Source organism: Streptomyces sp. NRRL WC-3626 (assembly GCF_000718785.1).
Taxonomy (GTDB): domain Bacteria; phylum Actinomycetota; class Actinomycetes; order Streptomycetales; family Streptomycetaceae; genus Streptomyces; species Streptomyces edwardsiae.
In genome coordinates, this window is sequence record NZ_JOCA01000024.1 from 110,530 (window position 1) to 127,358 (window position 16,829).

A 16,829-nucleotide genomic window follows, 5' to 3' on the forward strand; every position below is an offset into this window, starting at 1 on the left:
GCCCCTTTCCTCGCGCCCCTCTTTATCGCGCGTGGGCCTGGAGGAGGAGCAGGGCTATGTCGTCGTCCAGGCGGTTGGGCATGTCCGTGGCGTGTTGGATCAGGGCGTCGGCCAGGTCGTTCAGGGGGAGGTCGCCCAGGGAGGTGAGACGGCGGCACAGGTCGGCCACCGAGTCCTCGAAGTCGGTGTCCGGGGATTCCACCAGGCCGTCGGTGTAGAGGACGAGCAGCGAGCCGGGGGGAAGCGCGACCTCCGTCGACGGATACGCCGCCGACGCGTCGATGCCCAGCAGCGGGCCGCCGGCCAGGTCCAGCACCCGCACCTGGCCGTCCGGCCTGCGCAGCAGCGGCGGCGGATGACCCGCGCGGGACATCACGGCCCGCCCGCGCCCGGGATCGAGCCGCAGATACAGACAGCTGGCGAACAGCTCCGAACCCAGTTCCAGCAGCAGCCGGTTGGTGCTGCGCATCACCTCCTCCGGCGGCTGCCCGACGGCCGTGTACGCGCGCACCGCGGTACGGACCTGCCCCATCAGCCCGGCCGCCGTCACGTTGTGTCCCTGGACGTCCCCGATCACCGCCGCCGCCGTCCCCTGCGCCGCCGCCAGGTCGTAGAAGTCGCCGCCGATCTCCATGCCCTGCATGGCCGGCAGATAGCGGGCCGCGGACTCGATGCCGGGCAGCGACGGCAGCGTGCGCGGCAGCAGCGCCTCCTGCAGCCCGTGGGCGAGCCGGTGCTTGGCGTCGTACAGCAGGGCCCGTTCCAGTGCCTGGGCGATGAGGCCCGCCAGATTGGTGAGCACCGTCCGCTCCTCCGTCGGGAAGGGGTGCGGTGCCGCGTAGGAGAGTACACACGTCCCGACCGGCCGCCCCGACGCGATCAGCGGCAGATACGCCCACGCCGCGAACGCAGACGGATTCAGCACCAGCGCCGGATACAGCCGCTCGACCTCCGCCCGGCTCTCGAAGAAGGCGGGCACCCCCGTCCGCAGCACCTGGCTGCCCGGGGTCGGCTCCGACAGGGGCATCCCGTCGAACCGTTCCACGACCCGCGGATCCTCGTACCCCTGGTGCCCCAGCACCCTCAGCCGGCCCGCGCGGGACCCGAGGACCACCAGCCCCTGGCTGCCCACCGCCGGCGCGATCTCCTCCGCCACCAGCTGCACCACGTCCTGCACCCCGACCGCCTCGGTCAGCGCCCCGGCCAGGCTCAGCACCTGGGTGATGGTGACCAGCCGCGGCTGCCCCCGCCCGGGCCGCGGCGCCGCACGGTCCAGCTCCGCCGCCGGCCGGGCCCGGCTGATCCGCACACTGAGCCCGGTCGTACTCGGATAGAGCCGGAACGACAGCCAGGTGTCCGGCGGGCGCAGCGCGACGAACGAGGTGACGTGCTGACTGAACAGCGCGGCCCGGTACCGGTCCTCGTACGTCGGATCGTTCAGCCAGGGCACCGTCGCCCACATCTGGGCACCGAGCAGCCGGTTCACCGGAACCTCCAGCAGCTCCGCGGCGGCGGCGTTGGCGAAGCCGACCCGCCCGTGCAGATCGAGCGAGCACAGCCCGTACGGCAGCCGGGCCACCATCCGGGCCGCCTCCACCGTGCCGAGCGTGCCGGCCATGCCGCCCACCAGCGGCGCCGCCAGCAGATCCGGTTCCGGCGCCAGCGGCAGGCTCTGCTCGGCCGCCCGCTCCAGCCGTACCGCGAGCCGGTCACAGGCCGCGCTCAGATGATCGCGCTCCCAGTCGGACAGTTCCGGCGGATGCGTGCCGGGCCAGGTCACGAAGACGGCGCCGTACGCCCTCGTCGGCGTCGCCACCGGCAGCGCGGCCAGTGAGAAGGGATACGGCAGCGCCATCGCGATCCGCGGATAGTGGCGGGCCATCTCCTCCTCGCCGCCCACCCAGACGAGCCGCCGTTCGCGCACCGCGTCGGAGACCGGGATCGGCGCGTTCAGCCCCACTCGCTCCCACGGGGCCGCGAAGGCGCGGGGCAGCCCGGCCATCACCGCCATCTCCAGCACCGGCTGGTCCGGCGAGAGCAGATACACCGCGCCGGAGTGCGCGTGCACCTCGTCCATCATCGACGCCAGCGTCAGCGACAGCAGCGGGCGGCCGACCGGCGCCCGCGCGGACGACTGCCCCTCGGACACGCCGACCACCTCCTCGCCCGGCCGCGCCACCGGTCCCGGGACCAATCTCCCCCCTGCCGGGCCGTCCCGCACGGCGAACGCCGGGCGGAGGAGCCATGGCGCCGAACGCGCACAGGGGCTGCGCTGCTGTCCTATAAGCGCTGTAATGGCCAACGTGGTCAGTGAGGGCGCTGCGGGACGCAGCACGAGAACGCCGCGTGCGGAAGGCGCCCTGAGGATGATCACGGCCGACCAGGGGTCACCCGAAAGGGTGCGCCGGATCCTGGAACAGGCCCTCGTCTTCGCGGGCGCCGTGTTCGCCGCCGTGTTCCGGCCCGGCGCGGACGGCGAACCGCTGTATCTGGCGGAGTCCGCCGGTGTGCCGCGGACCCTGTGCGGAGTGGGGGACAGCTACCCCGTCGCCGGCGGCGACCCGGTGGCCGAGGCGCACCGCGGGCGGCCGGTGTGGCTGGAACCGGACGACCCCGCCGCGCCGCCCTCGGCATGGCGCGCGACCGGCGGCGGCCTCTTCCTGGCGGCCCTGCCCGTACGCGGCGACGGCGGCTGCCTGCTCGCGGTCGCCGAGCGCGCCTTCGACTCCGAGGACCGTGCCTGCCTCGGCCTTGTCGCCGACGCCCTCGCCCTCCCCGCGCCGCCCGCCTCCGCCGACGGCGCCGGCCTGCTGCCCGGCGGCTTCAGCCTCGCCATGGACACCGGGCGGGTCCGGGTCGGCGAGGACATCCTGGAACTGTTCGGCCTCGACCCGGACGAGTTCGACGGACGGGTGGAGACGCTGCTCGGCCTGACGGTGCCGGAGGACCTGCCCTCGCTGATGTCCGTCGTCGAGGCCGACCACATGACGATCGGCGACCGTGAACTGGAGTTCCGGGTGCTCCAGCCCGACGGCCCGCCCAAGTGGCTCCGGCTGCGCGGCCGGCTGGTGCACGGCGGCGAGGGGCGCCCACCCCGGCTGGTGGGCTTCGTCGCCGACGCCTCCACACTGCGCTCCGAGATCACGGACGTGGCCCGCGTCCAGCGGCTCGCCGCCGCCCTCGCCACCGCGGTCACCGTCCGTGACGTCGGCAAGGCCGTGGTCGCCGCGCTGCGCAGACCGCTGCGGGCCGACCGGATCGCCCTCGCCGAGCTGGAGGGCGAACGGCTGGTCGTCACCGTCCTCGACCCGCCGGAACCCGAGGCCTGGCCGGAGCTGTGGCGCGCGGAGTGGCGCGGCGAGTGGCCCGACGCGCCGGTGCGCACTATGCCCACCCTCGCCGCCGCCCTGCGCGAGGGCCGCGCCCGGATCTGGCCGGCGGGCTCCCCGCTGGAGACCGCGCTCGCCGAGGTCGGCCCCGGCGGCCTGGCCATGCTGCCGCTGCCCGCCGGGAACCGGATAGCGGGCGCCTGTCTGATCGGCTGGGACACCCCGCACGACTTCGGCCCCGACGAACGGGCCCTGCTCACCGCAGCCGCCGGTCTCGCCGGACAGGCCCTGATGCGGGCCCGCGCCTTCGACGCGGAACACGAACTGGTCGGCATGCTCCAGCGCCAGCTGCTGCCGCGCCGGCTGCCCCAGCTGCCCGGCGCGGTCGCCGTCGCCCGCTATCTCCCCAGCACGGCCGGCCTGGAACTCGGCGGCGACTGGTACGACGTGATCCCGCTGCCCGACAACCACGTCGCCCTCGTCATCGGCGACGTCCAGGGCCACAGCGCCGGCGCGGCGACCCTCATGGGCCAGATGCGCACCGCGCTGCGCGCCTATGCCGTCGAGGGCCATCCCCCGGACGTGGTGGTGTCCCACGCCAACCGGCTCCTCATGGACATGGAGACCGACCTCTTCGCGACCTGTTGCTATGTCGACATCGACATGGAGGAGGGCTTCGCCTGGTGCGTCCGCGCCGGCCATCTGCCGCCGGTGCTGCGGTACCCCGACGGCCGCACCGAGATCGCGGAGGCCGAGGGCGGCCCCCCGCTCGGCGTGGTGCGGCAGAGCGACTTCCCCATGAGTCCGCTCCGGCTCCAGCCCGGCACACTGGTCGCGCTCACCACGGACGGTCTGGTCGAGTCACCCGAGTCCGACATCGACGAGGGCATGTTCCGCTTCGCCCGGCAGCTGGCCGCCACCGACCCCGCCGACCTCGGACCCGTCGCGGACGACCTGCTCGGCAAGGCCCCGCGCAGCGACGACGTCGCCCTGCTGCTGATGCGCTACGACGGCATGACCTCGCGCCCCCTGCGGGAGAGCTGGACGGTGTGGCGGGTGCCCCAGGCGGTCGGGCACGCCCGCCGCTTCACCCGGCGCACCCTGCGCTCCTGGGGCGTGACCGCGGACATCGACGCCGCGCTGCTCATCGTCTCCGAACTGGTCACCAACGCCCTGGTGCACACCGACGGCCAGGTCCGGCTCGACATCACCCTCGTCAACGACCGGCTGCGCCTCGCGGTCGCCGACGCCTCGCCCCGCACCCCCGCGAAACCCACCAGCATCGGCTGGGAGGCCACGGGCGGGCGGGGCATCCTCCTCGTCGAGGCGGTCTCGGCCGGCTGGGGAACCCTCCCGGTCAGCGGCGGCAAACAGGTGTGGGCGGAGTTCGTACTGCGGCCCCCGCACGGCGACACCTGAGGCGGCCGGGTGTTTGTCCCGCGCCGCGCAGGGGACCCGCAGCGCAGTGGAAGAGAAGGAAGATGATGCGTTGTGAACTCGGAGATCGTTGACCGGCCCCGGACCCGCCGGGCGGAGACCGGCTGGGCACGAGCCCGGCGGCTGCGCGGCAAGGACCCGCTGCGGACCTGCCTGCCCGCCATGGACCGCGGTACGACGCCCACCACCCCGAACGCGGAGGAGAACATCGTCAGGGGTGAGGACTAGCCCTACCGCGAGAGGACCCCCCGCCCCGGCCCGGGACCGGAATCCCGCTCGGCACACTCACATCCCGTGGGACGGACACCACCGCTCCCACGGGACTCCGTCTGCTCGGTCCCGCGTCGCCGGCGGACCGCCACCGCGCATGAGGTCCGGGCCGCTTCGTGTCGGTGGAAGCGGCCCGGACGCTGTGAGTAGACGCGCGATCAACGGACCTCCTTCCCACGATCGAAGGTGATACCGGCCGACTACCCCCTCGCGCCGGACTCACACACCCGTTCCCCCGCTCCTCCCGCGGCCGCGCAGCCACCTCCGTATCCGTACGGCCGACGCGGCCACGACGAGCACGGCGGCGACGGCGGCGGCCGCCCGCTTCGCGACCGGCACCCCGGCCGTGCGCAGCAGGTCGAGAGGTTCCTCGGGCGCGGGTCCGGCGGCCTCAGCGACGGCGGCCGGCCTCTCCGCCAGACGCTCCGAGAGACACGCGGCGAACTGGCCGATGATCCGCTCACCCACCTCGGCCAGCACCCCGCGCCCGAACTGCGCCGGCCGGCCGGTCACCGTCAGATCGGTCCGCACCGACACCGCCGTGACACCGTCCCGCCCGCTCAGCGTGCCCGTCACCCTGGCACGGGCCGTGCCCTGCCCCCGTACCTCCCGCCCGCTCGCCACCAGCACCAGGCGGTACGCCGACTCGTCCCGCTCCTCGAAGACGGCCGTGCCCCTGTAGGTCACGGTGACCGGACCCACCTTGACCTTCACCGAACCGGTCACCGTCCTGTCGTCGAACTCCTCGACGGTCGCCCCCGGCAGACACGGCGCGACCCGCTCGATGTCGAGGAACGCCCGCCAGGCGTCGTCGACCGGGACGGGGACGGTGAACTCGTGGCGCAGTTCCATGACTTCCTCCTCGTCAGACGACCGGAGGGGCGGGATGGACCGCCCCCTCGGTCACGGTCAGCGGCGCACCCGAGCCACCCCAGCGCAGCGCGACGATCTCGGCGGCCACGGACACGGCCACCTCCTCGGGCGTACGGGCGCCGAGGTCGAGCCCCACCGGCGAGCGCAGCCGGGACAGCTCCCGCTCGGTGAGACCGGCCTCGACCAGGCGCTCCATCCGGTCCGTGTGGGTGCGGCGGCTGCCCATCGCACCGATGTACGCGGCCGGCCGGCGCAGCGCCTCGGTCAGCAGCGGCACATCGAACTTGGGGTCGTGGGTGAGCACGCAGACGACCGTGCGCTCGTCGGTCCCCGTCTCGCGCAGATGGCGGTGCGGCCAGTCGACGACCACCTCGACACCGTCCGGGAAGCGCCGCGGAGTGGCGAAGACGGGGCGGGCGTCGCAGACGGTGACCCGGTAGCCCAGGAAGACCCCGATGCGGGCCACGGCCGCCGCGTAGTCGATGGCGCCGAAGACCAGCATGCGCGGCGGCGGCGCGAAGGACTGCAGGAACACCTCCACGGCGTCCTCGCGTCGCTGCCCCCGTGGCCCGTAGTGGCGCAGTCCGGTGGCGCCGAGGGCGAGTTCACCGCGCGCGTCGGCGGTGACGGCCGCGTCCAGACCGGTCGTGCCCAGTCCGCCCGCGACCCGGTCCGGCCAGACGGCGAGGACGGCGCCGCGCGGCGCGGGCCCTTCCGTGACCGTCGCCACGGTCACCGGTTCTCCCGCGGCGACCGACTCCGCGACGGCCCCGAAGGCCGGGTCGAGGGCGGGCGTGACCGGACGCACGAGGAGGGTGATCTCGCCGCCGCAGGTGAGCCCGACCGCGAACGCGTCCTCGTCGCTGTAGCCGAAGGTCTCCAGGCGGGCCTCGCCGTCGGCGACGGCCTCCCGCGCCAGTTCGAACACCGCGCCCTCGACACAGCCGCCGGACACGCTGCCCGCCACCTCGTCGTCCGGTCCGACGGCCATCGCCGCCCCCGGATCGCGCGGCGCGCTGCGGCTCACCCGGACGACCGTCGCCAGACCGAACGGCTCCCGCGCCGCGTACCAGCGGCCGAGCACCGGAAGAATGTCACGCACGTCCCGCTCCTTCCCCGGGGCCGCTTCCCCGCACCACCGCCGCCAGCCGTTCCAGCGCCGCCGGACTGTGCCCCTCGACGAACGCGTCCACGCTCGGCAGCGCCGCCGCCATCCCGGCGGCCAGGGGCGCGTACCCGGGCCGGGCCTTGAGCGGATTGGCCCAGATCACCCGGTGCGCCAGCCTGTGCAACTGTCGCATCCGGCCGGCGAGCAGCTCCGGATCACCACGCTCCCACCCGTCCGACAGCAGCACCACCACCGCGCCCCGCGCCATCCCGGGCCGGCCCCAGCGCGCCAGGAACACGTCCAGCAGCTCACCGAGCCGGGTGCCCCCGCGCCAGTCGGGCACGGCCCGCGCGACCGCGGCCATCGCGAGATCCGGGTCCCGGCGGGCCAGCTCCCCGGTCACCCGGGTGAGACGCGTACCGATGGTGAACACCTCGGTGCGCGGCCCGCGCGCGGCGGCGTGCGCGAAACGCAGCAGCGCGTCCGCGTACGGCGCCATCGACCCGCTGACGTCCACGAGCAGCACCACCCGGCGGGGCCGCCGCGCCCGCACCCGGTGCCGCAGCCGTACCGGCTCGCCGCCGCCGCGCAGCAGTTCCCGCACCGTCCGCCGCGGATCGACCTCCCCGCGCCGTGCCGGCCGCCGCCGCGCGGACACCCGGACCGGTCCGCGCAGCGCGAGGGCGGCCAGCAGCCGCCGCACCTGCTCGCGCTCGGCGGGGCTCAGTGCGGCGAAGTCCCGCCGGCGCAGGACGTCGGCGGAGGCGGCCAGGGCCGCGAGCCGGGGCGTACGGTCATCTCGGCCGGCGGGAGTGCCCGGCCCGGTCCGCGCGTCCCGCGGTACCGGCCGCAGGCGCGGCGGGGGAGCGGCGGCCCCGGGGCGGACGTCCGGCGGTTCCCCGGCGCCGAAACACGCGGCGAAGACCCGCTCGTACCGCTCCAGGTCGTCCGGGCTCCCGCACAGTGTCAGCCGGCCGGCCGCGTACACGTCCGCCCGCACCCCCGGCCGCAGCACGTCCACGGCACGCAGGAACGCGTGCACCCGCTCGCTGCTCGCGTCGACCCCGGCGCCGCGCAGCGCGCGCGCGAACCCGAGGAGTGCGGCCACGGCGTCAGGCCGCCGCGCACGCCCCCGCGCGCCCACGCCGGTCACACCTCCAGCCCCGCCAGCACCGCGCCGAAGTCCAGCCCCCGCGCCCGCTCGGCGTCCTCCCGGTACTTCAGCACCGACCCCAGCGTCGCCACCGCCAGCGCCGGATCGACCTCGCCGGCCCCCAGCACGTCCAGGGCGCGCGCCCAGTCGATCGTCTCCGCCACCCCCGGCGGCTTGACCAGATCCTCCGCCCGCAGCGTCTGCACCAGGGCCGTCACCTGCGCGGCCAGCCGTCGCGACACCTCCGGCAGCCGCCGCCGTACGACGGCCAGCTCGCGATCGAAGTCGGGATGGCCGAACCAGTGGTACAGACATCGCCGCTTCAGCGCGTCGTGCACCTCACGGGTGCGGTTCGAGGTGAGGACCACCACGGGCGGAACCTCGGCCCGGACGGTGCCCAGCTCCGGGATCGTCACCGAGAACTCCGACAGCAGCTCCAGCAGGAACGCCTCGAACTCGTCGTCCGCGCGGTCGACCTCGTCCACGAGGAGCACGCACGGAGAGGTCTCCAGCGCCCGCAGCAGCGGCCGGGCGAGCAGGAACCGGCGGTCGTACAACTCGCCCTCCAGCAGCGCCGGATCACTCACCCCGGCCGCCTCGGCTGCCCGCAGCCGCAGCAGCTGACGCGGGAAGTCCCAGTCGTACAGGGCCTGCGAGGCGTCGATGCCCTCATGGCACTGCAGGCGGATCAGGGGGGCGCCGAGCATCTCGGCGAGGGCGGACGCGAGCGCCGTCTTACCGGTGCCCGCGTCGCCCTCGCAGAACACCGGCCGGTGCAGCCGCAGGGCCAGGAAACAGGCGATCGCCAGTCCCTCGTCGACGAGGTACCCCGTCTCCTCCAGACGCGCCCGCACCTGTGCCGGGCCACCCGGCCACTCCTGTCCGGCGATGAGCCCCTCACCCCATTCCGGCGGCGGCGAGCACCGCCCGCCCGGTCAGCACCCGCGCCAGATGGGCCCGGTACTCCGGCGACGCCGACGTGTCCCCGGCCGGGCGGGTGCCCACGGCCGCCGACCCCGCGGCCCGGGTCACGGAATGCGCGTCGGCGGCGCCGGACAGCGCCTCCTCGGCCGCCGCGGCCCGCAGCGGGGTCGCGCCCATGTTGGTCAGGGACACCCGGGCCTCGGTGATCCGGCCGCCGTCCCGCCGTACCAGCGCGGCCACGCCGACGATCGCGTACGCCTGCGCCACCCGCTGGAACTTCTCGTAGTGGAAGCCCCAGCCTTCCGACGACGGCAGCCGCACATCCACCAGCAGTTCGTCGGGTGCCAGCGCGGACTCGAGATAGTCGACGAAGAACGCACGCGCGGGGATCGTGCGCCGCCCGCGCGGCCCCACGGCGACCAGTTCGCCCTCCAGCGCCAGGACGGCGGCCGGAAGATCGGCGGCCGGATCGGCGTGCGCGAGCGAGCCGCCGAGGGTGCCCCGGTGCCGTACGGCCGGGTCCGCGACCGTCGCCGTGACGGCGGCCAGCAGTCCCGCGTGCCGGCGCACCAGGGCGTCGGCGAGTACGTCGTGGTGCGTGGTGAGGGCGCCGATCACGAGCGTGTCGCCCTCCAGCCGGGTCCCGCGCAGCCCGGGGACGCGGCCCGCGTCCACGAGCAGCCCGGGGAACGCCATCCGCAGGCGCATCAGCGGCAGCAGGCTCTGCCCGCCGGCCAGCACCTTCGCCTCCTCGCCCCCGTCGGCGAGGGCGCGTACCGCCTCCTCGACGGTGCCGGGACGGACGTAGTCGAACGCCGGGGGAATCATGCCTGGCCCTCCTCGCCGTGGATCGCCCGCCACACCCGCTCGGGCGTGCACGGCATGGTCACGTCGGTCACGCCCAGCGGGCGCAGCGCGTCCACGATCGCGCCGACCACGGCCGGGGTGGAGGCGATCGTCCCCGCCTCCCCGACTCCCTTCACCCCCAGGGGGTTCGACTCCGCGGGGGTCTCCGTCCGGTCCGTCACGAAGTCCGGCAGATCGAGGGCGGACGGCACCGGATAGTCGGCCATGGTGCCGGACAGCAGATTGCCGTCGTCGTCGTACACGGCCTCCTCGTACAGCGCCTGGGCGATGCCCTGCGCCAGCCCGCCGTGCACCTGCCCCTCCACGATCATCGGGTTGACCACCCGGCCCACGTCGTCGACGCACACGTACGACCTGATCCGGGTCCGTCCCGTCTCGGTGTCCACCTCGACCGCGCACAGATGGGTGCCGTGCGGATAGGAGAAGTTCTCCGGATCGAGCAGATGCTCGGCGTTGATGGTCGGTTCCGTACCGTCCGGGAGGTCGTGCGAGGTGAACGTCTCGAAGGCGACCTCCTGAATGGTCTTCCGTGCCTCCGGCGAGCCCTTCACGGAGAACACGCCGCCGGTGAACTCCAGGTCCTGTTCGCTGGCTTCGAGCAGATGGGCGGCGACCTTGCGCGCCTTGTCGACCACCTTGCGGGCCGCGTGGTGCACCGCCGAGCCGCCGACCACCAGCGAGCGGGACCCGTAGGTGTCCATGCCCTGCGGGGCCGCCCGGGTGTCGCCGTGCACCACCTCGACATCCTCGAACGGCACGCCCAGCACATCGGCCGCGATCTGACTCCAGGACGTCACATGCCCCTGCCCGTGCGGACTGGTGCCGGTGACCACCTCGACCTTGCCGGTGGGCAGCATCCGGATGCTCGCCGCCTCCCAGCCTCCGGCCGAGTACCGCAGGTCCCGCAGCACCCGGCTGGGCGCCAGCCCGCACATCTCGGTGTACGTCGACACCCCGATGCCGAGCCGTACGGTGTCCCCGCGCTCGTTGCGCTTGCGCTGCTCCGCGCGCAGTTCGTCGTAGCCGAACAGGGCGAGCGCCTTGTCGGTGGCGGCCTCGTAGTTGCCGCTGTCGTACGTCAGTCCCGCGATCGACGTGTACGGGAACTCCTCGTGCCGGATCCAGTTGCGGCGCCGCAACTCCACCGGGTCCAGGCCGAGTTCGGCGGCGAGCTCGTCCATGATCCGCTCGATGGCGTACGTCGCCTCCGGCCGGCCCGCGCCGCGGTAGGCGTCGGTCGGGGTGCGGGTGGTGAACACGCCGGTGCAGTTGAACTCGTAGGAGTCCATCTTGTAGATCGCCGGGTACATGAAGGCGCCGAGGATCGGCACGCCCGGGGTGACCAGCATCAGATAGGCGCCCATGTCGGCCAGCAGGTCGACCTTGAGGCCTCGCAGCCGGCCGTCGCGGTCGGCTGCGATCTCGATGTCCTGGATCATGCCCCGGCCGTGATGGGTGGCGAGGTATCCCTCGGAGCGGGACTCCGTCCACTTCACCGGCCGGCCCAGCCGGCGCGCGACCGCGAGGGCGATCGCCTCCTCGCCGTACACCTGGAGCTTGGAGCCGAAGCCGCCGCCGACGTCGGGGGCGACGACGCGCAGCTTGTGCTCGGGGACGCCGGTGACGACGGCGAGCATGACGCGCAGGATGTGCGGTATCTGGGTGGCGGAGTACACCGTGTACTCGCCGGAGGCGGCGAGCGGGATGACCACGACGGCACGCGGTTCCATCGCGTTGGGGATCAGCCGCTGCTGGTGGTAGCGCCGCTTGAGGGTGACGTCCGCGCGCTCCCGCACCGCCGCGAAGTCCTCCCCGGCCCTCATCGGCCAGTCGTAGCAGCGGTTGGTGCCCTTGGCGGCGTGGACCAGCGGGGCGTCGTCGGCCAGGGCGGCCTCCAGGTCCAGTACCGGGGGCAGCGGTTCGTACGCGACCTCGACCGCCTCCAGGGCGTCGGCCGCCGCGTACCGGTCGCGCGCGACCACGACCGCCACCGGGTCACCGGCGTGCCGCACCTCGTCGACGGCGACCGGCGGATGGTCGGGCAGCACGATGTCCTCGGTCACCGGCCACGCGCACGGCAGCGATCCCATCCCCTCCGCGAGATCGCTGCCGCCGAACGCGGCCACCACACCCGGGCGTTCGAGGGCGCGGGAGACGTCGACCCGCTCGAGGCGGGCGTGCGCCATCGGGCTGCGCAGGATCGCGAGATGGAGCATTCCGGCGGCCTGGATGTTGTCGGTCCAGGTGGTCTGCCCGGTGAGCAGCCGGGCGTCCTCCTTGCGCAGCCGGGACCGGCCCACCTCGGCTTCCACGGCGCCGTCGGTCATGCCGGCACCTCCTCGTCGGAGGCGGCGGCCAGCACGGCCCGCACGATGTTCTGATAACCGGTGCAGCGGCAGAGGTTGCCCTCCAGCGCGTGCCGTACCTCGCCGGCCGTGGGCCGGGGGTTCTCCTTCAGCAGATCGCGGGCGGCCATCAGCATTCCGGGTGTGCAGTAGCCGCACTGCAGGGCGTGCCGCTCGTGGAACGCCCGCTGCAGGGCGGTCAGCTCACCCCCCTGGGCCAGGCCCTGCACGGTCGTCACCGCGCAGCCGTCCGTCTGCACCGCGAGCACCGAGCAGCTCTTGACGCTCACCCCGTCCAGATCGACGGTGCAGGTCCCGCAGTTGGAGGTGTCGCACCCCACGGGTGTGCCCGTCAGGCCCAGCCGGTCGCGCAGATAGTGGACCAGCAGCAGACGGGGCTCCACCTCGTCCTCGTACGTCGTGCCGTCCACTTTCACCGAGATACGGGTCATGTGCCCTCCCAGAAGCGTGCGAGGGAAACCGGTCGATCGCCGGACGTGATGCGCGTCACTCTAAGACGGTGTGCGGGGTGGGGCGAGAGTCGTGACAGGGATTCGCACCGAACGCCCCCGGTGCGGGGCGGTGGTGTCGCTACTGGTCGCACTCTCCCGCTACGGGCAATATGTGGCGAGTTGTCCGGAAGTCGCGGGGGCACGCCCTTCCCGGTGTGCCGCGCGCCGTCACCGACCACCACGCACGCGCGAGCCTGTCGCGCCGGGAGTGCCCCCATGTCTGACCAGCCGTCCGTCCGCCCGCCGAACACCGACCCCCGCGGTGGCGAGCCGCCCCGGAACGCCCCGCACGTACGGGAGTTGACCCGGCGGCGGGTCCTCGGGTTCGGGGCCGCGCTGGTGCCGGCCGCCGCGGCCGCCACGGACGCCGCCGCCGTGACGGGACGGCGGCGCCCGGCCGGCACCGGCCGGCAACTCACCAGCGCCGTACCGCTGCCCGCCCCCTACACGGTGCCCCTGCCCATCCCGCCCGTCCTGGCACGGGCCGGCCTCTCCGTGGGCGCCGACCGGTACGAGATCACCCAGCGGCAGGTGACCGCGGAGATCCTCCCCGGGGTGCCGACCACACTGTGGACCTACAACGGCACCTACCCCGGCCCCACCCTCGAGTCCCGCCGCGGCCGGCCGGTCACCGTGCTGCACCGCAACGAACTCCCGGTGCCGACCACGGTGCACCTGCACGGCGGACGCACCCCGGCCGGCTCCGACGGCTACCCCACCGATCTCGTCCTCCCCGACGGCTGGACCGAACCCGCCGGCGCGCACACGATGCACGACCCGCGCGCGGTGACCAGCCGGGTGACCCGCGCATACACGTATCCGCTCGACCAGCGCGCCACGCTGCTCTGGTACCACGACCACCGCATGGACTACACCGCCCCGGCGATCTGGCGCGGCCTGACCGGCATGCACCTCGTCCGTGACGCCGTCGAGGACGCCCTGGACATCCCCCGCGGCGACCGCGAACTGGCGCTGACGATCGCCGACCGGGCGTTCGCCGCCGACGGTGAGCTGGCCTACCCGGCCCTCGACCCGGAGCTGCGCGAGCGGCCCGGGGTCACCGAGCCGTACGCGGCAGGGGTCCTGGGCGACGTCATCGTCGTCAACGGGGCGCCCTGGCCCGTCCACGAGGTCGAGGCCGTACGCCACCGGCTGCGGCTGCTCAACGCGTCCAACGCCCGCCACTACCGGCTGGAGGCCGTCACCGACGACGGGCGCCGGCTCGGCCTGGTGCAGATCGGAGCCGACCAGGGGCTGCTCGCCGCCCCCGTCACCCACACCTCCCTGCCCGTCGCGCCGTCGGAACGCTACGACGTGGTCATCGACTTCGGGGGCCTGCCGGCCGGCAGCCGGGTGCGTCTGCGGAACCGGCTCGGCCGCGGACGCACCCGCGAGGTCATGGCGTTCCGCGTCGCCCGCGCGGCGCCCGACGACAGCTGGGTCCCCGCGGTGCTCTCCGAGGACCTGCCCACCTGGCGGCGCTCGCAGGCGACGGCGGTCCGCGAGTTCACCTTCCGCGCCGGCCGCAGCGGGCAGGGACACGGCTGGTTCATCGGGGGCAAGCCGTTCGACCCGGCGCGCACCGACGTCCGTACCCGGCTGGGCGCCGTGGAGGTGTGGCGCTTCCGCGCCGACGTCCACCACCCCGTCCACCTCCACCAGACGGGCTTCAGGGTGCTCTCGCGTGACGGAGGCGCGCCGCTGCCGCACGACGCCGGCCTGAAGGACACCGTTTCGCTGCGGCCGGGGGAGACGGCGGAGGTCATCACCCGCTTCGACGGCCACCGGGGCCGTTTCCTCTTCCACTGCCACAACGCCGAGCACGAGGACATGGGGATGATGGCCAACCTCGAGATCGAGTGACGCCCTCCCGCCCGTCAGCCGTGTGTGCCGGACCAGCCGGCCTCCACATGGCCGAGGCGCACCCGCTGCGGATGGTCGCCGACGGGTACGGACACGGTCTTCTCGCCGGTCTCGAAGTCGATGGCGGTGACCTGGTCGGCGCCGCTCTCGGAGACCACACAGGACTCGCCGTCGCCGCTGACGGTCGCCCAGTACGGCTTGGACGCGGTGACGAGCGGGCCCTGCTCCAGGGTCGTACGGTCCACGACGGTCGCGTAGTCGTCCATGGTGCCGGCGACGCACAGTTTGCCGCCGTCGGGCTTCATGGTGATGCCGTGGTGGCGCGAGTCGTTGACCCAGGTGGTGCGGTCGTCGCTGGTGGCCGGGTTCTTCGGCAGGGTCTTGGTGCGGGTGATCCGGTCGGCGGCGACGTCGTACTCGAGGAAGCCGTTGAAGAACGACACCTGGAAGTACAGCTTCGACTCGTCCGGGGAGAACGCGGCCGGGCGCACCGCGTCCGAATGGTCCTTCAGTCCGATGGCGTCGAGCCGCTCACGCATGTCGATCACCTTCACCTGCTTGAAGGTGGCCGCGTCGACGACGGTGATGCGGCGGTCGCCCTTCGTCCAGTCCAGCCAGGTGGCGTCGAGCGCGGTGTTCACGTCTCCGATGGACATGTTCCAGATGTGCCGGCCGTCCCGGCTGAAGACGTTCTCGTGCGGCTTGTCGCCGGTCTTGAACGAGCCGACCTGCTCACCGGTCGCGATGTCCAGGACGTGCACGGTGTTGGAGGTCGACGCCGATACGGCGACCCGCGTGCCGTCGGGGGAGACCGCCATATGGTCGGAGCGGTAACCCGACACGGGGAACCGCCAGTTGATCCGGCCGGTGGTGAGGTCGAGCGAGACCACGTCGGCGAAGCTCGGCCGGGAGACCACCACCGACGCGCCGTCCGGGGTGGAGTACATGTCGTCGACGAACTGGTCGTGGCCCTCGCCGACGCCGCCCCGGATCGCCATGAAGTAGATCCAGCGGATCGGGTCGGCGTTGATCTCGGCCATCCGCTCGGCCTTGTCCGGGACGACGTCGATCCGGCCGATCCGGGCGAAGTCACCGGTGGACTCGATGACATCGGCGGTGCCGTCCCAGTTGTTGCCCACGAACAGCACCTCGCGCAGGGCCGGGGAGTCCGCGGCCGCCGTGGTGGGCGCCGTGACGGCGAGGACGAGCGCGACGGCGACGGCGTACAAGGGCGTGGCTCTGCGGACCGGCATGACGGCTCTCTCCAGACTCTGGAAGCGAGTGCTCGGACAAGTAACTTACTGAAAAGTAAGGACGGGGGCCGTCCGCGACAAGACCGCGTACACGACAAAAAAGACGGCTTCGGCGTCGGTGGGACGCCCCCTAGCCGGCCGACAGGGCGACGAGAACGGTCCCGAGGGCCAGGGCGCAGCCCAGCAGCGCACATCCCAGCAGCCGCTGTCGCAGTAGCCGGTACCGCGTCTCGTACTGCGCCCGCAGTTCCTCGCCCCGCCGGGCGGTCCGCTGCCACGACGTCCGGCTCAGCGCCAGATAGCGCTCGGTGAACCGCCGTACGACCTCTTCCCGTTCGGACTCCGTCAGCAGGCCGAGTCCGGCGGTGAGTTCGGCCGCCGCCGTACGCGCCTCGGCGCGGGCGGCGTCGACGAGGAGATGCCCCTCGATCTCGTTCAGCAGGGCGTCCAGGTCCACGGCGGAACCGTCCCCGGCGGTCATCGGACGCTCAACTCCCCTGCCGGCTCCGGGGCGTGGCGCAGGTCGTACGCCGGGGACTCGCTCCGGATCCGCGGCAGGGTGAGGAAGTTGTGCCGCGGCGGCGGGCAGGTGGTCGCCCACTCCAGGGAGCGGCCGTAGCCCCACGGGTCGTCCACCTCGATCTTCCTGCCGTACTTGGCCGTCTTCCAGATGTTGTAGAGGAACGGCAGGATCGACAGACCGAGCAGGAAGGAGAACACCGTCGACAGCGTGTTGAGCGTCGTCAGTCCCTCCACCACCAGATAGTCGGGGATCCGCCGCTGCATTCCGTTGGTGCCCAGCCAGTGCTGGACGAGGAAGGTGCCGTGGAAGCCGGTGAACAGCGTCCAGAAGGTGATCTTGCCGAGGCGTTCGTCGAGCATCTTGCCGGTGAAC

Annotated in this window: 14 protein-coding genes; 3 read left to right on the forward strand and 11 right to left on the reverse strand. The window is 73.5% G+C overall.

The features are described from left to right. Positions 1-22: 22 nt before the first annotated feature. Positions 23-2,149, reverse strand: coding sequence for a PP2C family protein-serine/threonine phosphatase (locus IF28_RS0129835; RefSeq protein WP_078621528.1), 2,127 nt, complete (start codon positions 2,147-2,149; stop codon positions 23-25). A 145-nt stretch (positions 2,150-2,294) separates the two neighbouring features. Between IF28_RS0129835 and IF28_RS0129840 the strand changes: the two genes are divergently transcribed. Together IF28_RS0129840 and IF28_RS39545 are read left to right on the forward strand one after the other, a co-directional pair. Further along, positions 2,295-4,748, forward strand: a complete 2,454-nt coding sequence (locus IF28_RS0129840) for a SpoIIE family protein phosphatase (RefSeq protein ID WP_030226656.1) — start codon at positions 2,295-2,297, stop codon at positions 4,746-4,748. 72 nt (positions 4,749-4,820) lie between these two features. After that, the gene (locus IF28_RS39545) at positions 4,821-4,994 is read left to right on the forward strand and encodes a hypothetical protein (RefSeq protein WP_199809054.1); all 174 of its coding nucleotides are present in this window, start codon (positions 4,821-4,823) and stop codon (positions 4,992-4,994) included. A gap of 261 nt (positions 4,995-5,255) precedes the next feature. Here IF28_RS39545 and IF28_RS0129850 read toward each other — a convergent pair whose 3' ends face one another. Genes IF28_RS0129850 through IF28_RS0129880 form a run of 7 tightly spaced genes read right to left on the reverse strand, consistent with a single transcriptional unit; the run spans position 5,256 to position 12,758 of the window. Further along, a complete protein-coding gene (locus IF28_RS0129850) occupies positions 5,256-5,888 on the reverse strand; it encodes an SRPBCC family protein (RefSeq protein ID WP_030226658.1) in 633 nt (210 codons plus the stop codon). Between the two features lie 13 nt (positions 5,889-5,901). Beyond that, complete coding sequence (locus tag IF28_RS0129855; protein ID WP_030226661.1) at positions 5,902-7,011, reverse strand: XdhC family protein; 1,110 nt, start codon at positions 7,009-7,011, stop codon at positions 5,902-5,904. Beyond that, positions 7,004-8,125 (reverse strand): vWA domain-containing protein, encoded by a 1,122-nt coding sequence (locus IF28_RS0129860; protein WP_030226664.1) that lies wholly within the window; start codon positions 8,123-8,125, stop codon positions 7,004-7,006. The genes IF28_RS0129855 and IF28_RS0129860 overlap by 8 nt, the downstream gene beginning before the upstream one ends. Before the next feature lie 41 nt (positions 8,126-8,166). Continuing rightward, positions 8,167-9,024 (reverse strand): AAA family ATPase, encoded by an 858-nt coding sequence (locus tag IF28_RS0129865; RefSeq protein WP_030226667.1) that lies wholly within the window; start codon positions 9,022-9,024, stop codon positions 8,167-8,169. A gap of 43 nt (positions 9,025-9,067) precedes the next feature. Then, positions 9,068-9,922, reverse strand: coding sequence for an FAD binding domain-containing protein (locus IF28_RS0129870; RefSeq protein WP_030226670.1), 855 nt, complete (start codon positions 9,920-9,922; stop codon positions 9,068-9,070). Further along, positions 9,919-12,288, reverse strand: a complete 2,370-nt coding sequence (locus tag IF28_RS0129875; protein WP_030226672.1) for a xanthine dehydrogenase family protein molybdopterin-binding subunit — start codon at positions 12,286-12,288, stop codon at positions 9,919-9,921. Before IF28_RS0129875 ends, IF28_RS0129870 begins: the two co-directional genes overlap by 4 nt. Continuing rightward, positions 12,285-12,758 carry a (2Fe-2S)-binding protein gene (locus IF28_RS0129880; protein WP_030226674.1) on the reverse strand — a complete coding sequence of 158 codons (474 nt, stop codon included), beginning with the start codon at positions 12,756-12,758 and terminating at the stop codon, positions 12,285-12,287. The genes IF28_RS0129875 and IF28_RS0129880 overlap by 4 nt, the downstream gene beginning before the upstream one ends. A 276-nt stretch (positions 12,759-13,034) precedes the next feature. On the opposite strand from IF28_RS0129880, the gene IF28_RS0129885 reads away from it, so the two are divergent. After that, positions 13,035-14,681, forward strand: a complete 1,647-nt coding sequence (locus IF28_RS0129885; RefSeq protein WP_078621526.1) for a multicopper oxidase family protein — start codon at positions 13,035-13,037, stop codon at positions 14,679-14,681. A gap of 14 nt (positions 14,682-14,695) precedes the next feature. Here the strand turns inward: IF28_RS0129885 and IF28_RS0129890 are convergent, their stop codons facing one another. The 3 genes from IF28_RS0129890 to IF28_RS0129900 form a co-directional block, all read right to left on the reverse strand. Further along, positions 14,696-15,934: a YncE family protein gene (locus tag IF28_RS0129890; RefSeq protein ID WP_030226681.1), complete on the reverse strand. Its 1,239-nt coding sequence runs from the start codon at positions 15,932-15,934 to the stop codon at positions 14,696-14,698. A gap of 130 nt (positions 15,935-16,064) precedes the next feature. Further along, a complete protein-coding gene (locus IF28_RS0129895; RefSeq protein WP_030226684.1) occupies positions 16,065-16,415 on the reverse strand; it encodes a hypothetical protein in 351 nt (116 codons plus the stop codon). Next, on the reverse strand, positions 16,412-16,829 hold a 418-nt coding region (locus IF28_RS0129900), incomplete at its 5' end, for a cbb3-type cytochrome c oxidase subunit I (protein ID WP_030226686.1). The genes IF28_RS0129895 and IF28_RS0129900, both read right to left, overlap by 4 nt.

Excerpts from the sequence above, each read along its gene's own strand:
- IF28_RS0129840 (WP_030226656.1), top strand. The coding sequence starts at position 2,295 with ATGGCCAACGTGGTCAGTGAGGGCGCTGCGGGACGCAGCACGAGAACG.
- IF28_RS0129850 (WP_030226658.1), bottom strand. The coding sequence starts at position 5,888 with ATGGAACTGCGCCACGAGTTCACCGTCCCCGTCCCGGTCGACGACGCC.
- IF28_RS0129870 (WP_030226670.1), bottom strand. The coding sequence starts at position 9,922 with ATGATTCCCCCGGCGTTCGACTACGTCCGTCCCGGCACCGTCGAGGAG.
- IF28_RS0129875 (WP_030226672.1), bottom strand. The coding sequence starts at position 12,288 with ATGACCGACGGCGCCGTGGAAGCCGAGGTGGGCCGGTCCCGGCTGCGC.
- IF28_RS0129880 (WP_030226674.1), bottom strand. The coding sequence starts at position 12,758 with ATGACCCGTATCTCGGTGAAAGTGGACGGCACGACGTACGAGGACGAG.
- IF28_RS0129885 (WP_078621526.1), top strand. The coding sequence starts at position 13,035 with ATGTCTGACCAGCCGTCCGTCCGCCCGCCGAACACCGACCCCCGCGGT.
- IF28_RS0129890 (WP_030226681.1), bottom strand. The coding sequence starts at position 15,934 with ATGCCGGTCCGCAGAGCCACGCCCTTGTACGCCGTCGCCGTCGCGCTC.
- IF28_RS0129895 (WP_030226684.1), bottom strand. The coding sequence starts at position 16,415 with ATGACCGCCGGGGACGGTTCCGCCGTGGACCTGGACGCCCTGCTGAAC.